The organism is Arthrobacter sp. K5, from assembly GCF_040448525.1.
Lineage (GTDB): Bacteria > Actinomycetota > Actinomycetes > Actinomycetales > Micrococcaceae > Arthrobacter > Arthrobacter globiformis.
In genome coordinates, this window is record NZ_CP159279.1 from 1,133,856 (window position 1) to 1,150,554 (window position 16,699).

14 protein-coding genes are annotated in these 16,699 nt (G+C 67.7%); 4 read left to right on the forward strand and 10 right to left on the reverse strand.

Annotated elements, in window-relative coordinates:
* Positions 1-21: 21 nt before the first annotated feature.
* Positions 22-1,602, reverse strand: coding sequence for a signal recognition particle protein (gene ffh / locus ABRP34_RS05060; protein ID WP_003806052.1), 1,581 nt, complete (start codon positions 1,600-1,602; stop codon positions 22-24).
* A gap of 84 nt (positions 1,603-1,686) precedes the next feature.
* Here ffh and ABRP34_RS05065 point away from each other — a divergent pair, with 84 nt between their 5' ends.
* Positions 1,687-3,075, forward strand: a complete 1,389-nt coding sequence (locus ABRP34_RS05065; RefSeq protein ID WP_353712472.1) for a glucose-6-phosphate dehydrogenase — start codon at positions 1,687-1,689, stop codon at positions 3,073-3,075.
* Positions 3,076-3,140: 65 nt separating this feature from the next.
* Here ABRP34_RS05065 and ABRP34_RS05070 read toward each other — a convergent pair whose 3' ends face one another.
* Both ABRP34_RS05070 and ABRP34_RS05075 read right to left on the reverse strand, forming a co-directional pair.
* On the reverse strand, positions 3,141-3,479 hold the full coding sequence (locus ABRP34_RS05070; protein WP_003806050.1) for a P-II family nitrogen regulator: 339 nt from the start codon (positions 3,477-3,479) through the stop codon (positions 3,141-3,143).
* Positions 3,476-4,831, reverse strand: a complete 1,356-nt coding sequence (locus ABRP34_RS05075) for an ammonium transporter (protein WP_003806049.1) — start codon at positions 4,829-4,831, stop codon at positions 3,476-3,478. The genes ABRP34_RS05070 and ABRP34_RS05075 overlap by 4 nt, the downstream gene beginning before the upstream one ends.
* Positions 4,832-5,150: 319 nt before the next feature.
* On the opposite strand from ABRP34_RS05075, the gene ABRP34_RS05080 reads away from it, so the two are divergent.
* Positions 5,151-6,308, forward strand: a complete 1,158-nt coding sequence (locus tag ABRP34_RS05080) for an MFS transporter (RefSeq protein ID WP_353713310.1) — start codon at positions 5,151-5,153, stop codon at positions 6,306-6,308.
* A gap of 60 nt (positions 6,309-6,368) precedes the next feature.
* Here ABRP34_RS05080 and ftsY read toward each other — a convergent pair whose 3' ends face one another.
* The 7 genes from ftsY to coaD all read right to left on the reverse strand — a co-directional run bounded on the left by ftsY (position 6,369) and on the right by coaD (position 14,565).
* On the reverse strand, positions 6,369-7,586 hold the full coding sequence (ftsY, locus tag ABRP34_RS05085) for a signal recognition particle-docking protein FtsY (RefSeq protein WP_353712473.1): 1,218 nt from the start codon (positions 7,584-7,586) through the stop codon (positions 6,369-6,371).
* An 87-nt stretch (positions 7,587-7,673) separates the two neighbouring features.
* Entirely contained in the window at positions 7,674-11,282 is a 3,609-nt protein-coding gene (gene smc, locus ABRP34_RS05090; protein WP_353712474.1) for a chromosome segregation protein SMC, read from the reverse strand.
* Positions 11,283-11,403: 121 nt separating this feature from the next.
* Positions 11,404-12,372 carry a bifunctional DNA-formamidopyrimidine glycosylase/DNA-(apurinic or apyrimidinic site) lyase gene (gene mutM, locus ABRP34_RS05095; RefSeq protein WP_353712475.1) on the reverse strand — a complete coding sequence of 323 codons (969 nt, stop codon included), beginning with the start codon at positions 12,370-12,372 and terminating at the stop codon, positions 11,404-11,406.
* A gap of 6 nt (positions 12,373-12,378) precedes the next feature.
* The gene (rnc, locus tag ABRP34_RS05100; protein ID WP_353712476.1) at positions 12,379-13,134 is read right to left on the reverse strand and encodes a ribonuclease III; all 756 of its coding nucleotides are present in this window, start codon (positions 13,132-13,134) and stop codon (positions 12,379-12,381) included.
* A 21-nt stretch (positions 13,135-13,155) separates the two neighbouring features.
* On the reverse strand, positions 13,156-13,359 hold the full coding sequence (gene rpmF / locus ABRP34_RS05105) for a 50S ribosomal protein L32 (protein ID WP_003806041.1): 204 nt from the start codon (positions 13,357-13,359) through the stop codon (positions 13,156-13,158).
* A 36-nt stretch (positions 13,360-13,395) separates the two neighbouring features.
* Positions 13,396-13,920, reverse strand: coding sequence for a DUF177 domain-containing protein (locus ABRP34_RS05110; RefSeq protein ID WP_083839717.1), 525 nt, complete (start codon positions 13,918-13,920; stop codon positions 13,396-13,398).
* A gap of 168 nt (positions 13,921-14,088) precedes the next feature.
* Complete coding sequence (gene coaD / locus ABRP34_RS05115; RefSeq protein ID WP_003806039.1) at positions 14,089-14,565, reverse strand: pantetheine-phosphate adenylyltransferase; 477 nt, start codon at positions 14,563-14,565, stop codon at positions 14,089-14,091.
* A gap of 91 nt (positions 14,566-14,656) precedes the next feature.
* Between coaD and ABRP34_RS05120 the strand changes: the two genes are divergently transcribed.
* Positions 14,657-15,865 carry an aminotransferase class I/II-fold pyridoxal phosphate-dependent enzyme gene (locus tag ABRP34_RS05120; protein ID WP_353712477.1) on the forward strand — a complete coding sequence of 403 codons (1,209 nt, stop codon included), beginning with the start codon at positions 14,657-14,659 and terminating at the stop codon, positions 15,863-15,865.
* Between the two features lie 2 nt (positions 15,866-15,867).
* Positions 15,868-16,653, forward strand: coding sequence for a fused MFS/spermidine synthase (locus ABRP34_RS05125; RefSeq protein WP_353712478.1), 786 nt, complete (start codon positions 15,868-15,870; stop codon positions 16,651-16,653).
* Positions 16,654-16,699 lie beyond the last annotated feature (46 nt).

Consider the following 16,699-nt stretch of genomic DNA (forward strand, 5'->3'; position numbering starts at 1 on the left):
GGCCGACATGACCGTGCGCCCCTACTTGCCGCCCATGAACTTGTCGAAGCCCTTGGGCAGGTTCAGCTGGGACGGATCGAAGTCGCCCGACTGCTGGCCGAAGGCTGCTCCGGTGGGCACCGCCTTGGAAGCCCCCGCCCGCCTGGCCTCCGCTTCGCGAAGCTCCTGCGCCGCCTTGGCAGGGTTGCCGGAACGGGCCTTTTTCTTGGGCGCGTTCTTGCCGCCCTTGCGGGCACCGCCGGCACCCATGCCGGGCATCCCGGGCATCCCCGGCATGCCGCCGCCCTGGGCCATCTTCTTCATCATCTTCTGTGCCTGGGCGAAGCGTTCCAGCAGCCCGTTGACCTCGGACACGTGCACGCCCGAGCCGCGGGCGATGCGGGCCCGGCGGGACCCGTTGATGATCTTGGGTGCCACCCGCTCGTGCGGGGTCATCGAGCGGACAATGGCCTCCACCCGGTCGATCTCGCGCTCGTCGAACTGCTCCAGCTGCTGCCGGATGTTCTGCGCGCCGGGCATCATCATGAGCATCTTCTTCATGGAGCCCATTTTGCGGATCTGCTGCATCTGCGCGAGGAAGTCGTCAAGCGTGAAGTCCTCCTGGTCGGCGAATTTCTTCGCCATCCGGGCTGCTTCATCCTTGTCCCAGGACTTTTCAGCCTGCTCAATGAGGGACAGGACGTCACCCATGTCCAGGATGCGCGAAGCCATCCGGTCCGGGTGGAACAGTTCGAAGTCGTCCAGGCTTTCACCGGTCGAGGCGAACATCACGGGTTTGCCGGTGACCGACGAAACGGACAGCGCGGCACCGCCGCGAGCGTCGCCGTCGAGCTTTGACAGCACGATGCCGGTGAAGTTCACGCCTTCGTCGAAGGCGGTCGCCGTGTTGACGGCGTCCTGGCCGATCATCGAGTCGATCACGAAGAGGACTTCGTTGGGGACAATGGCCCGGCGGATCTGGCGTGCCTGCTCCATCATGTCGGCGTCGACGCCGAGGCGGCCGGCGGTGTCCACGATGACGACGTCGTGCAGCTTCTGGCGCGCTTCCTCGACGCCGGAGCGTGCGACGGCGACGGGGTCGCCGGCCGGGTGGGCCAGTTCTGAGGTGGCGCCCGGGTGCGGCGCGAAGACGGGAACGCCCGCGCGCTGGCCCACAACCTGCAGCTGCGTCACGGCGTTGGGACGCTGGAGGTCACAGGCCACCAGGATGGGGCTGTGGCCCTGCGCCTTCATCCACTTGGCGAGCTTTCCGGCCAGGGTGGTCTTGCCGGCGCCCTGGAGGCCGGCGAGCATGATGATGGTGGGGCCGGTCTTGGCCATCCGGATGCGCCGCGTCTCGCCGCCGAGGATCTCGACAAGCTCCTCGTTGACGATCTTCACGATCTGCTGGCTGGGGTTCAGGGCTCCGGAGACTTCGGCGCCAAGCGCGCGCTCACGGACCTGCCCGGTGAATTCCCGGACCACGGGGACGGCAACATCCGCATCCAGCAGGGCGCGCCGGATCTCGCGGACTGTGGCGTCGACATCTGCCTCGGTGAGGCGGCCCTTGCCGCGAAGGTTCTTGAAGGTTGCTGTCAACCGGTCAGAGAGTGAATTGAACACGCGCCGTGCACTTCTTTCAGTGGATGAACGGGACTCGACTATCTAGGGTATCAAGTCACGCCTGCAAGGTGGCATGCTGGCAGGGTGACGAGCCAAACGACTGTAAAAACCCTGCTCATCCTCGGCGCCTCCGGTGATCTGACCGGCCGGCTCCTCCTGCCCGGCCTGGCCAGGCTGGTGGCCACCGGCCGCGCCACCGGCCTAAAGCTCGTGGGGGCCGGTTCGGATCCGTGGTCACGGGACCAGTGGCGGGAACGCGTGCACACCGCCTTCGATGCGGCCGCCGAAACAGCTGACGGCGCCGGCAAGGAGGCGCTGACGGCCACGGCAAAGTCCACGGAATACCATCAGGCCGACGTCACCGCGGACGGCCCGCTCGCGCAGCTCCTGGCCGACCTCGAGGGCCCGGTTGCTGTCTACTTCGCCCTGCCGCCGCAGGTCAGCCAGAAGGCCTGCGAAATCCTGCGGCCCGAGCAGGTCCCCGCCGGCACCCGCCTGGTGATGGAAAAGCCCTTCGGCTCCGGCGAGGAGTCCGCCCGTGAACTCAACAAGACGCTCCTGACCCTGGTCCCGGAGGACCATATCCACCGGGTGGACCATTTCCTGGGCAAGGCCACCGTCCTGAACATTCTGGGACTCCGGTTCGCCAACAATTTCCTGGAGCCGGTCTGGAACCGCGACCACATCGCCAAAGTGGAAATCATCTTCGAGGAGGACCTGGCGCTGGAGGGCCGGGCGCGCTACTACGACGGCGCGGGCGCACTGCGCGACATGATCCAGAGCCACCTGCTGCAGATCATGGCGCTGCTGGCCATTGAGCCGCCGGCCACCATCGGCGAGCGCGACCTCCGCGACGCCATAGCCACCGTCCTGCGGGCCAGCAGCATCAAGCCGCCGTACACGGACAGCACCCGGCGGGCGCGCTACCTGGCGGGAAGCCTCAAAGGCAGGGACGTCCCCGATTACACCGCGGAGGAGGGCGTGGATCCGGACCGGAACACCGAGACCCTCGCCGAAGTGCACGTGGGCATCGCCAACTGGCGCTGGAAGAACGTGCCGTTCATCCTCCGCTCCGGCAAGGCCCTCGGGGCCAAGCGCAAGGAGGCTGTGGTCACCTTCCGGCCGGTCCCGCACCTGCCCGCAGGCTTCACCGGCAGGGACACGCCCAACACGCTCCGGATCGGCTTCGGTCCCGACACATTGGAACTCGACGTCGACGTCAACGGTCCCGGGGATATCTTCCGCCTGGACCGCGCCGCGCTCGTGGCCGAACTCAACGCCTCCGAGCTGCTGCCCTACGGCGAAGTCCTGGAGGGCGTCCTGACCGGAGACCCGCTGCTCTCCGTGAGGGGCGACACCGCGGAGGAATGCTGGCGGATCGTCGAGCCGGTACTGGCTGCCTGGGCAGCAGGCAAAGTTCCGCTGGAGGAATACCGGGCAGGTTCCGGCGGGGCCGCCCCGAAAGAGGCTTAACACGCAGAGGGCCGGTCACCGTTTCGGTGACCGGCCCTCGCGCTGCGTTGGGCTGGAGGTGCTGGCTAGATGGCGGCTACGCCGCGTTCACCCGTCCGCACCCGCACTGCTTCGAAAACATCGACAGTCCAGACCTTGCCGTCGCCGGCGCGGCCCGTGTTGGAGCTGGCGATGATGACATCCAGGATGTCGTCAGCCTGTTCGTCCGTGGCCAGCACCTCAACGCGGATCTTGGGCAGCAGGTCCACGTTGTATTCGGCGCCGCGGTAAACCTCGGTGTAACCGCGCTGCCGGCCGTAGCCGCTGGCCGCGCTGACCGTCAGGCCCTGGACGCCGTAGGCCTCCAGCCCTTCGCGGATCGATTCGAGCTTCTCCGGACGAACGATTGCTGTAATCAGTTTCATGCCCCCACGCTTTCCTTACCTGTTGCTGCTTCTGTCTTCTTGCCGTCGCTGCCTGCGGGTGCCGTGTCGGTGCCGCTGGTCTGGCCGGTGATCAGCTCATGCAGGGGCTGGAAGCTGCCGCCGTGGCCGCCGACGCCGAACTCGTAGGCGGTTTCTGCGTGCAGGCTGAGGTCCACACCCACGGCTTCCTGCTCCTGGGAGACCCGGAAGCCCATGGTCTTGTGGATGGCCACTGCGATGATCGCGGTCAGGATGGCCGAGTAAGCGATGGAGATTCCCGCTGCTGCCAGCTGAGCCCAGAGCTGGGTCAGGCCGCCGCCGTAGAAGAGGCCGCCGCCGACGCCGTCCGTGGGGAGGGCGATGAAGCCGAGGGCAACGGTGCCGATGATGCCGGAGACGAGGTGCACGCCGACGACGTCCAGCGAGTCATCGAAGCCCCAGCGGAACTTGAGCCCGACGGCGAGTGCGGAGGCCACACCGGCAACGACGCCGAGTCCAAGGGCGCCGACCGGGCTGACGTTTGCACAGGCCGGGGTGATGGCGACGAGGCCGGCGACCACACCGGAGGCAGCACCCAGCGAGGTGGGGTGGCCGTCACGGATGCGTTCGGTGACCAGCCAGCCGAGCATGGCAGCAGCCGGAGCGGCCAGGGTGTTGATCCAGATCAGGCCGCCCTGTTCCGCGGTGGTGGCGGCGCCGCCGTTGAAGCCGAACCAGCCGAACCACAGGATGGCCGCGCCGAGCATGACGAACGGGATGTTGTGCGGGCGGTGGTTCGGGTCCTTGCCGAAGCCCTTGCGGTTGCCGATGATGAGGACCAGGATCAGCGCGGCCACACCGGCGTTGATGTGGACAACGGTGCCGCCGGCGAAGTCGATCGCAGGGCCGAGGGCCTTGCCAACAGCGCCCTCGGGGCCGAAGAGGCCGCCGCCCCAGACCATGTAGGCGAGGGGGCAGTACACCAGCGTGACCCAGACGGGCACGAAGACGCTCCAGGCGCCGAACTTGGCACGGTCCGCGATGGCGCCGCTGATGAGCGCGACGGTGATGATCGCGAAGGTGGCCGCGTAGCCGACCTTGATGAGGCCGTCAGGGGTGGTGATGCCCTCGAGGCCGAAGGTCGCGAACGGGTTCCCGACAATCTGCAGGAACCCCTCGCCGGAGCTCATCGATGCGCCCCAAAGTACCCACACCACACCGACCATGCCGATGGAGATGAAGCTCATCATCATCATGTTCAGTGCTGCCTTGGCGCGTGTCATGCCGCCGTAGAAAAATGCCAGACCTGGTGTCATGAACAGCACGAGTGCCGCCGCCACCATGAGCCATACGTGACCTGCGGTAAGTTCCATGGTGCACGTCCTCTCTGATCGAATGCTGCGGAGTGATCCGCCTGCCCAACGCCTTTTGCGTCCTGGATCAAGTTTTGCCGCGGTGTGTTTCGCTGGCGGAGGATTTAGATTGCGGGCCTGTTACAACAACCTCCCTGACGTAAATGGTGCATATCCTGCTTGTTACGGCTATGTTTCATCCGCCCCAAACGCCCGTCCCGACCGTTTCCCAAGGATTCCCAGCTTCATGACGCCACTCCCCCGTAACGCCGCGGGCAAACCCCGGTTCAGTGCGGTCCGCCGCGCCGACGGCGCTCCGCTGCCCCGTGACATCAAGGTGATGCTCGTCGCAGCCTTCCTGATCGCGCTGGGCTTCGGCCTCGTGGCACCGGTGCTGCCACAATTCGCCACCACGTTCGACGTCGGGGCGACGGCCGCCGCCGTCATCGTCAGCATCTTTGCGCTCATGCGGCTGTTGTTCGCTCCCGCCGGCGGGGCGCTCATCGGCAGGCTGGGCGAACGGCCGGTCTATGTCGCCGGCCTGCTCATCGTGGCGGCCTCCACTGCGGCGTGCGCCTTCGCGCAGAACTACTGGCAGCTGCTGGCGTTCCGCGGGCTGGGCGGTGCCGGATCGGTCATGTTCACGGTGGCCTCGATGGCGCTGGTCATCAGGCTGGCGCCCCCGGAAAGCCGCGGCCGGGTGTCCGGCGCGTACGCGTCCGCGTTCCTGATCGGCAACGTCTGCGGGCCCATCGTCGGCGGCCTGCTGGCCGGCTTCGGCCTGCGCATCCCGTTCCTCGCCTACGCCGGCGCTCTCGTCCTCGCCGCCCTGGTGGTGCAGACGCAGCTCAGCCATGTTCCCGGCTCAGCCCGCGGCGGGGCAGGCGGCGCACCGGCCATGAGGCTCGGCGAGGCCTTCCGCGACAGCGCTTACCGGGCAGCCATGCTCTCCAGCTTCGCCAACGGATGGGCGACGTTCGGGGTTCGCATGGCCACGGTGCCGCTGTTTGCCGTCACGGCCCTGGGCTCCGGGCCAGGGGCAGCGGGTTGGGCGCTGGCTGTCTTCGCTGCCGGGAACGCCCTCGCCCTGACCGTGTCTGGCCGCCTGGCGGACAGCCTGGGCAGGAAGCCGATGATGGCGGCCGGACTCGTGGTCACGGGCGCGGCGACGGCGGGGATCGGCCTGACGCAGGGGCTGGGGTGGTTCCTGGCCGCCTCGATGCTGGCGGGAGTGGGCGCGGGAATGCTCAACCCGGCGCAGCAGGCGGCGGTCGCCGATGTGATCGGCCGCGACAGGTCCGGCGGGCCTGTGCTGGCTGCCTACCAGATGACGTCCGACATCGGCGCCATCCTCGGCCCGGTGCTCGTCGGTTTGCTGGCCGACCGGCTGGGTTACAGCTGGGCCTTCGCCGCGACAGGCGCCGTGCTGCTGGTCGCCGCCCTGGGCTGGCTGGCCGCGCGGGAGACGGTGCAGCGCCAGCCTGACCCAACTGGGTAGCAGCAGGGGGCGTTCCCAAGGCTGGGAACGCCCCCTGCTGCTACTTACTTGGGATGCGGGCTAGTTCAGGAGCGCGTCGACGAAACCCTCGGCTTCGAATGGGGCGAGGTCGTCCGCGCCCTCGCCGAGGCCGATGAGCTTCACGGGCACGCCCAGGGTCTTCTGGATGGCGACGACGATGCCACCCTTCGCGGTTCCGTCCAGCTTGGTCAGGACGATGCCGGTGATGTTGACAACCTCGGAGAAGACCCGCGCCTGGTTGAGCCCGTTCTGACCGGTGGTGGCGTCCAGGACCAGGAGGACCTCGTCCACCTCTGCCAGCTTTTCCACGACGCGTTTGACCTTGCGGAGCTCGTCCATGAGGCCGACCTTGTTCTGCAGGCGGCCGGCGGTGTCGATCATGACGACGTCGACCTCCTGCTCAATGCCGGCCTTCACGGCCTCGTACGCCACGGACGCCGGATCCGCGCCGTCGATGTCGGACTTCACGGTGGGAACCCCCACACGCTGTCCCCAGGTGGCCAGCTGCTCGGCGGCGGCCGCGCGGAAGGTGTCGGCAGCGCCGAGCAGGACGTCCTTGTCCTCCGCCACGAGGACGCGGGCCAGCTTTCCCACCGTAGTGGTCTTGCCCACGCCGTTGACGCCGACCACCATCATGACGGCGGGCCTGTCCGCGTGCCGTTCAATCCGCAGGCTGCGGTCCATGGACGGGTCCACGATCTTGATGAGCTCCTCCCGAAGCAGTGCCTTGACGTGCTCGGGGTCGCGGGTACCCAGGACCTTCACGCGTTCGCGGAGTGCGTCCACCAGCTCCATGGTGGGCTCAGTGCCGAGGTCGGCCAGGAGCAGGGTCTCCTCCACCTCATCCCAGACGTTCTCATCGATCTTGTCGCTGGAGAGCAGCGCCAGTAGGCCCTTGCCGAGCACGTTGTTGGATTTGACCAGGCGCTCCCGGAGGCGGGTCAGCCGCCCGGCCACAGGCAGCGGCGTCTCCACCGCGATGGTCTCCAGGCCGGCTGCGTCATCCGGGACGTCGGCTTCCAGCCCTTCAAGGTCGACGGCGTCGGGGTCCTTTCGGACTGCAGGCGCGGCAGGCGCGGACGGGCGGTCCTCGAGAAGTGTCCCCCCGCCTCCGAGCGGCTCAACGGGGTCGTTGGCGTCCCGGGTGCCGGGGTACTGGTTGCCGGATTTCCGGGCCTTCATCAGCACCGGGACCAGCCCGCCGATAACTACCAGGGCAGCAAGAATGGGCAGAAGAATCGGGATGATGTCATTCACACCCCTAGCTTCTCACAAGCGACAGGCGCTTCTCACAAGCCGCGGGGCGGCACGGGCAGCCACCGCCGCGGTCGTCCTGGGCGGGTCCTAGACGTCCGCTCCCAGCCGCTGGCTGATAACGGTGGACACGCCGTCGCCCCGCATTGTCACGCCGTACAGCGCGTCGGCCACCTCCATGGTCCGCTTCTGGTGGGTGATCACGATCAGCTGGCTGGATTCCCGGAGCTCTTCAAAGATCGTAATGAGCCGGCCGAGGTTGGTGTCATCGAGGGCGGCTTCCACCTCGTCCATGACGTAGAACGGGGAGGGCCGGGCCTTGAAGATGGCCACGAGCAGGGCCACCGCGGTGAGTGACCGCTCGCCGCCGGACAGCAGGGACAGCCGCTTGATTTTCTTGCCTGCGGGCCGGGCCTCCACCTCGATGCCGGTGGTGAGCATGTCCGTGGGGTCGGTCAGGACCAGCCTGCCCTCGCCGCCGGGGAAGAGCCGGCCGAAGACCCGCACGAACTGGGCCGAGGTGTCCGCGAAGGCCTCCGAGAAGACCTTCTGTACGCGGTTATCCACTTCCTTGATGATGTCCAGCAGGTCCTTGCGGCTGGCTTTGAGGTCCTCCAGCTGGGTGCTGAGGAACTGGTGGCGTTCCTCCAGCGCGGCGAACTCCTCCAGCGCCAGGGGGTTGACCTTGCCCAGCGACGACAGGTCGCGTTCCGCCTTCCGGAGCCGCTTTTCCTGTTCCTCGCGGACGAACGGCACACCCTCCACCACCGGCCGGCCCGCGGCATCGACCGGCGCCCGCAGCGCGGCCCACTTGTCCTTGGAAGCGGCGGCGGCCATGGGCACCGGCTGGTCCGGCCCGTAGTCGGCCACGAGCTGGTCTGCGGTCAGACCCAGCTCCTCCACCGACTTCGTTTCCAGCGCCTCGATCCGCAGCCGCTGCTGGGCACGGGCCAGCTCGTCGCGGTGCACCGAGTCGGTCAGTTCCGCCAGTTCGCGGGCCAGTGCGTCGGTGGCAGTGCGGATATCGGCCAGTTCCCGGTCCCGCTGCTCCCGGACCTGCTCGGCGTGGTCCCGCTCCGCGCTGGCCAGCTCAACGGACACGTCGCTGAACCGGATCAGCTGCTCCGCCGCGGCCGAGACAGCGGCCGCCCGCTTGGCCTGGATCCTTCGACGGCGCGCCCGTTCGGCCGCCTGCTCCCGCGCCCGGCGTTCCGAGGCTGCCGCCCGTTCCAGCGAAGTGGCCCTGTTGCGGATGGCCGTGAGCTGTTCTTCCCGGCTGCGCAGGGACAGTCGGGCTTCCATTTCGGCGGACCGTGCCTTCGATGCGGCCAGGGCCAGCGCGTCCCGCTGCTCCGTGGACGGTTCCTCCTCGGCAGGGGCGTCCTGGGCCGCCGCCAGCCGGGCGGTCACCGCCGTCAGCGCCTCCTGCTCGGCCACGATGTTTGCCTCGGCGCTGGCCAGTGACGCGGCCAGCCGTTCGCTTTCGCCGACGGCGCTGCGCAGGACCGAGTTGAGGTGGCCCAGCCGTTCGGCCACCGCTGCCAGCCGGGCATCCGATTCGTGCAGGCGCTCCAGGGCAGCGTCCGCCCGTTCCTGTGCCTCGGCGCGGCGGCCCTCTGCGCCAGCGAGCGCAAAGCGGCACTGTTCCAGCCCGGCGGTGACGGCCGCCAAGCGGGATGCGGCGTCGTCGACGGCGGCCTGCACCTCAAGCAGTGAGGGCGCCTTCGCGGAACCGCCGGTAACGGTCCAGGCGGTGAAAACATCGCCTGCCAGCGTCACGGCGGTAAGGTCGGGACGCTCGGCGACGAGGACCGCCGCCGTGTCATGGTCCTCGACGACGGCGGTGGCAGCGAGCAGTGTCCGCACGGCCGCCGCCGTGGTTCCGGAGGCCGTCACCAGGTCCACCGCCGGGCGGGCACCGGCGGGCAGGGCCCCGGCGGGCAGTGCACTCCCGGCGGCATCGCCAGCGGCCGGGGCCGCAGGCCCGGCCGCCTCGAGCAGCAGCGTGGCCCGGCCGGCGTCGTCCTCCCTGAGGAGGCGCACCAATTCTGCCGCCGTTCCGGCGTCCCGGACCACGATGGCATCCGAGGCGCTGCCCAGGGCTGCCGCAACGGCTGCCTCATAGCCCGGCTCAACGGACAGGGCCGCCGCCAGCGGACCGACAGTGCCTGCCACCCCGGCACCGAGGACGTGGTCGGAGCCGTCCTTGCGGTTGAGGCCCAGCTGCAGCGCCTCGTGACGTGCCTTCAGCGCGTCCCGTTCGCGGACGGCGTCGCGTTCGGTGCTTTTCAGCGAATCGATCTCAGCGAGGATGCCGTCGAGGGCGGCGCTGGCGTCCTCGTATTCGGCATCAAGGGTTTCCTCGCCGTCCTCGACCCCTGCCACCTGTGATTCGAGCGCGGTGAACTCGGACTGGGCATGCCGGCGCCGCTCATCGCCGGCGGCCAGGGATTCGCGCAGCCTGCCGACTTCGGCCTGGGCAGATTCCACCTTTGACCGCGCCGCCCCCACCTGGCCGGCCAGGCGTGCCAGGCCCTCACGCCGGTCGGCGGCGGCCCGCAGCGCGGCGGTGAGCCGCTTCTCCTCGGCCGCGGCGGCATCCTCGGCCGCTGACTTGGCGGCGGTGGCGGCCTCCAGGGCGGCCCGCCCTTCGCGGATGTCCTTTTCCAGGTCCGCCTGCTCGCCGCGGACCCGTGCGGCTTGCCGCTCCAGCTGTTCCGGGTCCCGGCCTGGCTCCGGCGCCGGGTCTGCGGAGCCGAGCAGGCGGCAGCGCTCCTGGGCCAGGGATGCGAGCGAACGCAGACGCTCCCGTCCGGCGGACAGCTGGTACCACGTATCCCTGGCGGCATTCAGCTTGGGGGTCGCCTCCGCAGCGAGCTGCTCCAGTGACGCCTGCCGCCGACGGCCCTCCTCAAGCTGGGTTTCGACGGCGGCGCGCCGCGCCTTGAGCGCGGACTCGTCGGCAATGTCCTGTGCAAGGGTGTCCTGAAGCTGGACCAGGTCATCGGCCAGCAGCCTGGCCCGGGCATCACGGACCTCAAACTGGACCGTTTGCGCGCGCCGTGCCACCTCTGCCTGCTTGCCCAACGGTGTGAGCTGCCGGCGGATTTCCCCGGTCAGGTCACTGAGCCGCTGGAGGTTGGCCTGCATCGCCTCCAGCTTGCGGACGGTCTTTTCCTTGCGCCGCCGGTGTTTAAGGATGCCGGCGGCTTCTTCGATGAAGCCCCTGCGGTCCTCGGGAGTGGCGTGCAGGACCCGGTCCAGTTGCCCCTGTCCCACGATGACGTGCATTTCCCGGCCGAGTCCGGAGTCGGAGAGGAGCTCCTGGATATCCAGGAGCCGGCAGGCTGAGCCGTTGATGGCGTATTCGGAACCGCCGGTGCGGAACAGCGTGCGGGAGATGGTGACTTCGCTGTACTCGATCGGCAGTGCGCCGTCGGTGTTGTCGATGGTGAGCGAGACGTGCGCGCGGCCCAGCGGCGGGCGCCCGGAGGTGCCGGCAAAGATGACGTCCTCCATCTTGCCGCCGCGGAGGGTTTTGGCGCCCTGCTCCCCCATGACCCAGGCGAGGGCGTCCACCACGTTGGATTTGCCCGAGCCGTTGGGCCCGACGACTGCCGTGACGCCGGGCTCAAAGTCGAACGTCGTTGCCGACGCAAACGACTTGAAGCCCCGGACGGTCAGACTTTTGAGGTGCAAGGTTTTTCAGATCTCCATAGGTGGCGGCAGCGGCTGCTTGTCCTCCACCAAATCTAGCGGCAAGCGGGCCGGGATCCCCGGATTTACGGCCCTCCGGCCCCTCCGGACAGGGTGGCAATTGTCACCAGCGGCCGTTGCGCGGCCGCGGCTGGCAGACGGGGCAGGTGTAGGAGGAACGGTTCATGAACTGTTCGCGCTTCAGGATGCTGCGGATCCCCGCGGCCGCGCAGCGCCGGCATTCCTCCCCCTCCCTGCCGTAGGCGTTGAGGGACCGCTCAAAGTAGCCGGATGCCCCGTTGACGTTGACGTACAGGGAATCGAAGCTGGTGCCGCCGGCGGCCAGCGCATCGCTCATCACGTCGCGGGCCGCGGCGAGGACGCGCTCGGCGTCGGCCCGCCGGAGGGTGTCGGTGGGCCGGGCATAGTGCAGCTTGGCCCGCCACAGGGCCTCGTCGGCGTAGATGTTGCCGATCCCGGAGACGAGCCCCTGGTCCAGCAGCGCGCGTTTCAGCCCGGTCTTCCGCTTCCGGAGACGGCGGTAGAAGGTGTCAAAGGAAAAATGCGGGTCCAGGGGGTCCCGCGCGATGTGCGAGGCTTCCTCGGCGATGACCGGCACCGGGTCCTCCGCGGTCCCGCCGGGACCGCCGTCGTCCGTGGGAACGAGTGTGGTGACGAAGAGGCCGCCGAAGATCCGCTGGTCCACGAACCGCAGCTGCTCCGGCATGGTTCCCGCCGGGCTCAGCCGCAGGCGGATCTTCAGGTGTTTCTCGTCCGGAACAGAGCCGTCCTGCATCAGGAGCTGCCCGCTCATGCCGAGGTGGGCCATGAGCGCGACGCCAGGCAAGCCGGAAGTGCCCGCATCTGTAGAGCGTGGCGCGCCGTCCTCCTGCAGTGGCATCCAGAGGAACTTGCCGCGGCGGACGACGTCGAGGACTGTGGCCCCCTCAAGGTTCCCGGCGAAATCCTCGGGTCCCAGGGCATGCCGGCGCACGGACCGTGGGTCAACCACGTCGACGCCGGTGATGGTCCGGCCGCGGACCCAGTTGACCAGGCCGCGGCGGACCACCTCGACTTCGGGAAGTTCAGGCACGGGGGCTTAGCTGCCCGCGGCGGGTTCCGACGGGGCCGCCGTTGCGGTCTCCGGTGCAGACTCCGCGCCGGAGACCTTCGCCTCCGCGCCCGAGAGCTTACGCCAGGCATCCGCTGCAGCTTCCTGCTCGGCTTCCTTCTTGGAGTGGCCGGAGCCCTTTCCGTAGGCGGTTCCGCCGATCTGGAGGACGGCGACGAAGGTGCGCGCGTGGTCCGGGCCGGAGCCCTCGACGGCGTAGTAGATGCTGCCCAGCTGCCGTCCCGCGGCCAGCTCCTGGATGCTGGTTTTCCAGTCCGTGCCGGCGCCCAGGGCCGCTGCGTCCTTCAGGAGCGGTCCGATGAGGCGCATCACCAGCTGGCGGGCGGTCTCGATGTCGTTGGACACGTACGTGGCGCCAATGAGGGCCTCCATGGTGTCAGCCAGAATCGAGGCCTTGTTCTTGCCTTCGGTGAGCTTTTCCCCCTGGCCGAGGTAAATGTAGTCCCCGATGCCAAGGCTGCGGCCGATGCCGGCGAGGGCCCGGGTGCTCACCACGGCCGACCGGCGCTTGGCCAGGTCGCCCTCGGGAAGCGTCGGGTTGTCGCGGTACAGCGCATCGGTGACGGAGAAGCCCAGGATGGAGTCACCCAGGAACTCAAGGCGCTCGTTGGTGGGTATGCCGCCGTTTTCGTAGGCGTACGAACGGTGTGTCAGAGCAAGACGAAGCGTCCCGGCGTCAATGAAGACACCGAGACGCTTCAGAAGCTCTTCAGTTGAAGACATCCTGATCAGCTTGGAGGCCGATTAGACGTCCGCGACCTTGCGGCCCTTGTACTCAAGGAACAGCGCAGTGCCAGCCGAGTCGGTAACGACCTTTGCCTGGTGCGGCAGGCTGTAGGTGACCTGGCCGTTCTCGATGGTCTTCACCAGGTGGGGGGCGGTTGCCTTCCACTGGGAGCGGCGGGCGCGGGTATTCGAGCGAGACATTTTCCGCTTGGGAACAGCCACGGCTAACTCATTTCTCTCTAGAAAAACACTTACAAATCAATTTTGCCGGTCAGGCTTAGCCAGATCAGCTAGGGCAGCCCAGCGAGGATCTACGACCTCGTGGTGGTGCCCCGGCTCGTCTTCCAGGCGCGCTCCACATTCGGAACACAGGCCCTGGCAGTCTTCCCGGCACACCGGCTGGAACGGCAGCATGGTAACAACTGCGTCCCGCAACACCGGCTCAAGATCGATCAGATCGTGCTCGACTCGACGTTGCTCTTCATCGTCTTCCCCGTCAGAAAGCAGTACGCCTTCGTAGAGGAAAAGTTCTTGCACATTGACCTCAAGGTCATACGCAAGGGGATCCAGGCATCGGCCGCATTCACCTTTTACTTCGGTGAAGGCAGTTCCTGATACCAGAATTCCTTCGTGTACGGCCTCAAGCCTCAGGTCGAGCTCGATATCCGAGCCTTCCTGAACGCCAATGAGTGCCACGCCGAGATCCCCCGGCGCGGGTACATGTTCCGTCAGTGTACGCATGCTCCCCGGACTGCGTCCGAGGTCCTTGACATCGAACATCAAGGGCGAACTTGCATCTCGCTTAATGAGAACTCCTGTTGAACATATGACCGACGTACCATCTTAGCCTGAACTCCCTGACGGACTCAAACCGGATGCCACGCCGGGGCACGCGGCCGGCGTGCACCGGAAACGTACCGGATAAGCCTACCCCCTGGAGGGCCGGCCGGCCTAAGGCGCGCCCGCAAGAAGCCGTTTCAGCACCGATCTGGGAACGTACTCGGACACACTCCCGCCCAGGGTTGCCACTTCCTTGATCAGGGTGGATGACAGGTGGAGGTAGTGCGCCTCCGCCGGGAGAAACACGGTTTCCACTCCGCTCAGCTGACGGTTCATCGTCGCCATGGGAAGTTCATAGTCAAAGTCCGACGACGACCGCAGCCCCTTCACGATGGCGGACACGCCGCGCTGCCGGCAATACTCCGCCAGCAGCCCCTCCCCGACGGGTTCGACGACGATGCCCCGGAGGGAGGCCAGCGTCTCCCGTGCCATCTCGATCCGCTCCTCCAAAGGAAAGCGGTACTTCTTGGCATAGTTGGTGGACACGGCGACGATCACTTCATCAAAGAGGCTCGCGGCTCTGGCGATGACCTCGAGGTGTCCATTGTGGATGGGGTCGAAGGAGCCAGGGCATACGGCGCGTCTCATGCTCCGAACCTACCGTATTGGCGGGCCGGGATACCATGACTTGGGCACCGGCCGCCTCGGGGCAGGGGCTGAACAGACAGGCAGGAAACCAATGACACAAACACTTCCGGCGCCCTGGCAGCGTGCTGCCACCGGGGCAAACCTGCTGGCAAGTGACGGCGCTTTGGGCGTCACGATCTTCGAGGAGATGACCACGCTGGCCATGCAGACCGGCGCCATCAACCTGGGACAGGGTTTCCCCGACGAGGACGGCCCCGAGGAGATCAAGGCGGCCGCCCGGGCTGCCATCGCCGCTGGCTCCAACCAGTACGCTCCCGGCAAGGGGATCCCGCAGCTGCGGAAGGCCGTGTCCGCACACCAGAGCCGGTTCTACGGACTGGATCCGGACCCGGACACTGAAATCATCGTCACCACCGGCGCCACCGAGGGCATCGCCGCATCCCTGCTGGCGTTCGTCGGCCCCGGCGATGAGGTCCTGACCTTCGAGCCGTTCTACGACTCCTACGGCGCGATCATCGGGCTCTCCGGCGCCACGCATGTCACTGCCCCTCTGCTGGCCCCCGATTTCCTTCCTGACACCGCAGCCCTGGAAGCGGCGTTCACCGACCGCACCAAAGTCGTGCTGCTGAACAACCCGCACAACCCCACCGGCGCGGTCTTCCCGCGCGAGGTGCTTCAGCGCGTCGTCGACCTCGCCCGGAAACATGACGCGATCATCATCACCGACGAGGTGTACGAGCACCTCACGTTCGGCGTCCGCCACATACCGGTGGCCACGCTGCCGGGGGCCACCGACAGGACTGTCACCATCTCTTCGGCGGGCAAGACGTTCTCCTTCACCGGCTGGAAGGTCGGCTGGCTGAGCGGCCCGGAGCACCTGGTAGCGGCGATCCGGACGGTGAAGCAGTTCCTCACGTACAGTTCCGGCACCCCGTTCCAGAGTGCCATCGCTACGGCGCTGGCCCTGCCCGACGAGTTTTACGAGGGCATCTCCGCCACACTGCGTAAAAAGCGCGACATCCTCAGCGAGGGGCTTGGTGCAGCCGGCCTGGACGTGTTCACGCCCGATGGCACCTATTTTGTCAACGTGGACACCTCGCCGCTGGGCATCCGGGACTCAGTGGACCTGGCCCGGCGGCTGCCAGGGCTGGTGGGCGTGGCAGCGATCCCCGTGCCCGTGTTCTGCCACCCCGAGGGCGCGGAACGGACGCGCAGCCTGCTGCGGTTCGCGTTCTGCAAGCGCGACGACGTCCTCGAGGAGGCCGCCGCTCGGCTGGCGACCCTCAGGGACAGGCTCTGACCATGGCCGACGGCGCCTCCCGGGCATCGCGCTTCCTGCGCGCCACCGGCCAGCACGCCGTCATCGAACCGGATACCTATACAGACGGCGGGTTCGTCCTCAGCATCGGCGGGGCCGAGCAGTCCCACGTGGACCTGGCCGACCCCGAGGACATCTTCTACGAATACCTGCGCCGCATCGGGCACATCGTGGACCTCGCCGCTCCGTGGGGTGAACCCATCCGTGCCCTTCATCTGGGGGCAGGCGCCCTGACCCTGGCGCGGTACATCCAGGCGACACGTCCCGGCTCCGTGCAGTATGCCGTGGAGCTGGAGCGGGAGCTGCTCGATTTCGTGCTGGATCGCCTGCCGCTGCCGGACGGTACCGACCTCCATACCATTATCGGCGACGCACGCGCTGCCCTGGCGGAACTGCCCACGGAGCTGCGTTTCGACGTCGTGATCCTGGACATCTTCTCCGGCCCGGAAGCGCCCGCGCACATCGCCTGCACCGGGTTCTACGAGGAAGCCGCTGCACTCCTCACGGAACGGGGCGTGCTGATCGTAAATGTCGGCGACGAGCCGGGCCTGACGCTGGTCCGGAGCCAGGTGGCCGCGCTGCGGATGGCCATGACTGACGTCGCCGCTTGCGCAGAGGCCGGCATGTTCACGGGAAAGTACCCGGGCAACATCATCCTCGCCGGCACCAGGAAGCCGTGGCCGCCGGAATGGACCGCCGCCCTCACGGCACGCGGCCCCCATCCGGCCAAGGTCCTGGCCGGCGTGGAACTGGACCGGATATCGGACTAGTCAGGCTGCCGGACTAGCCCGGGTGTCGGCCGCGGCTGACTGTCGG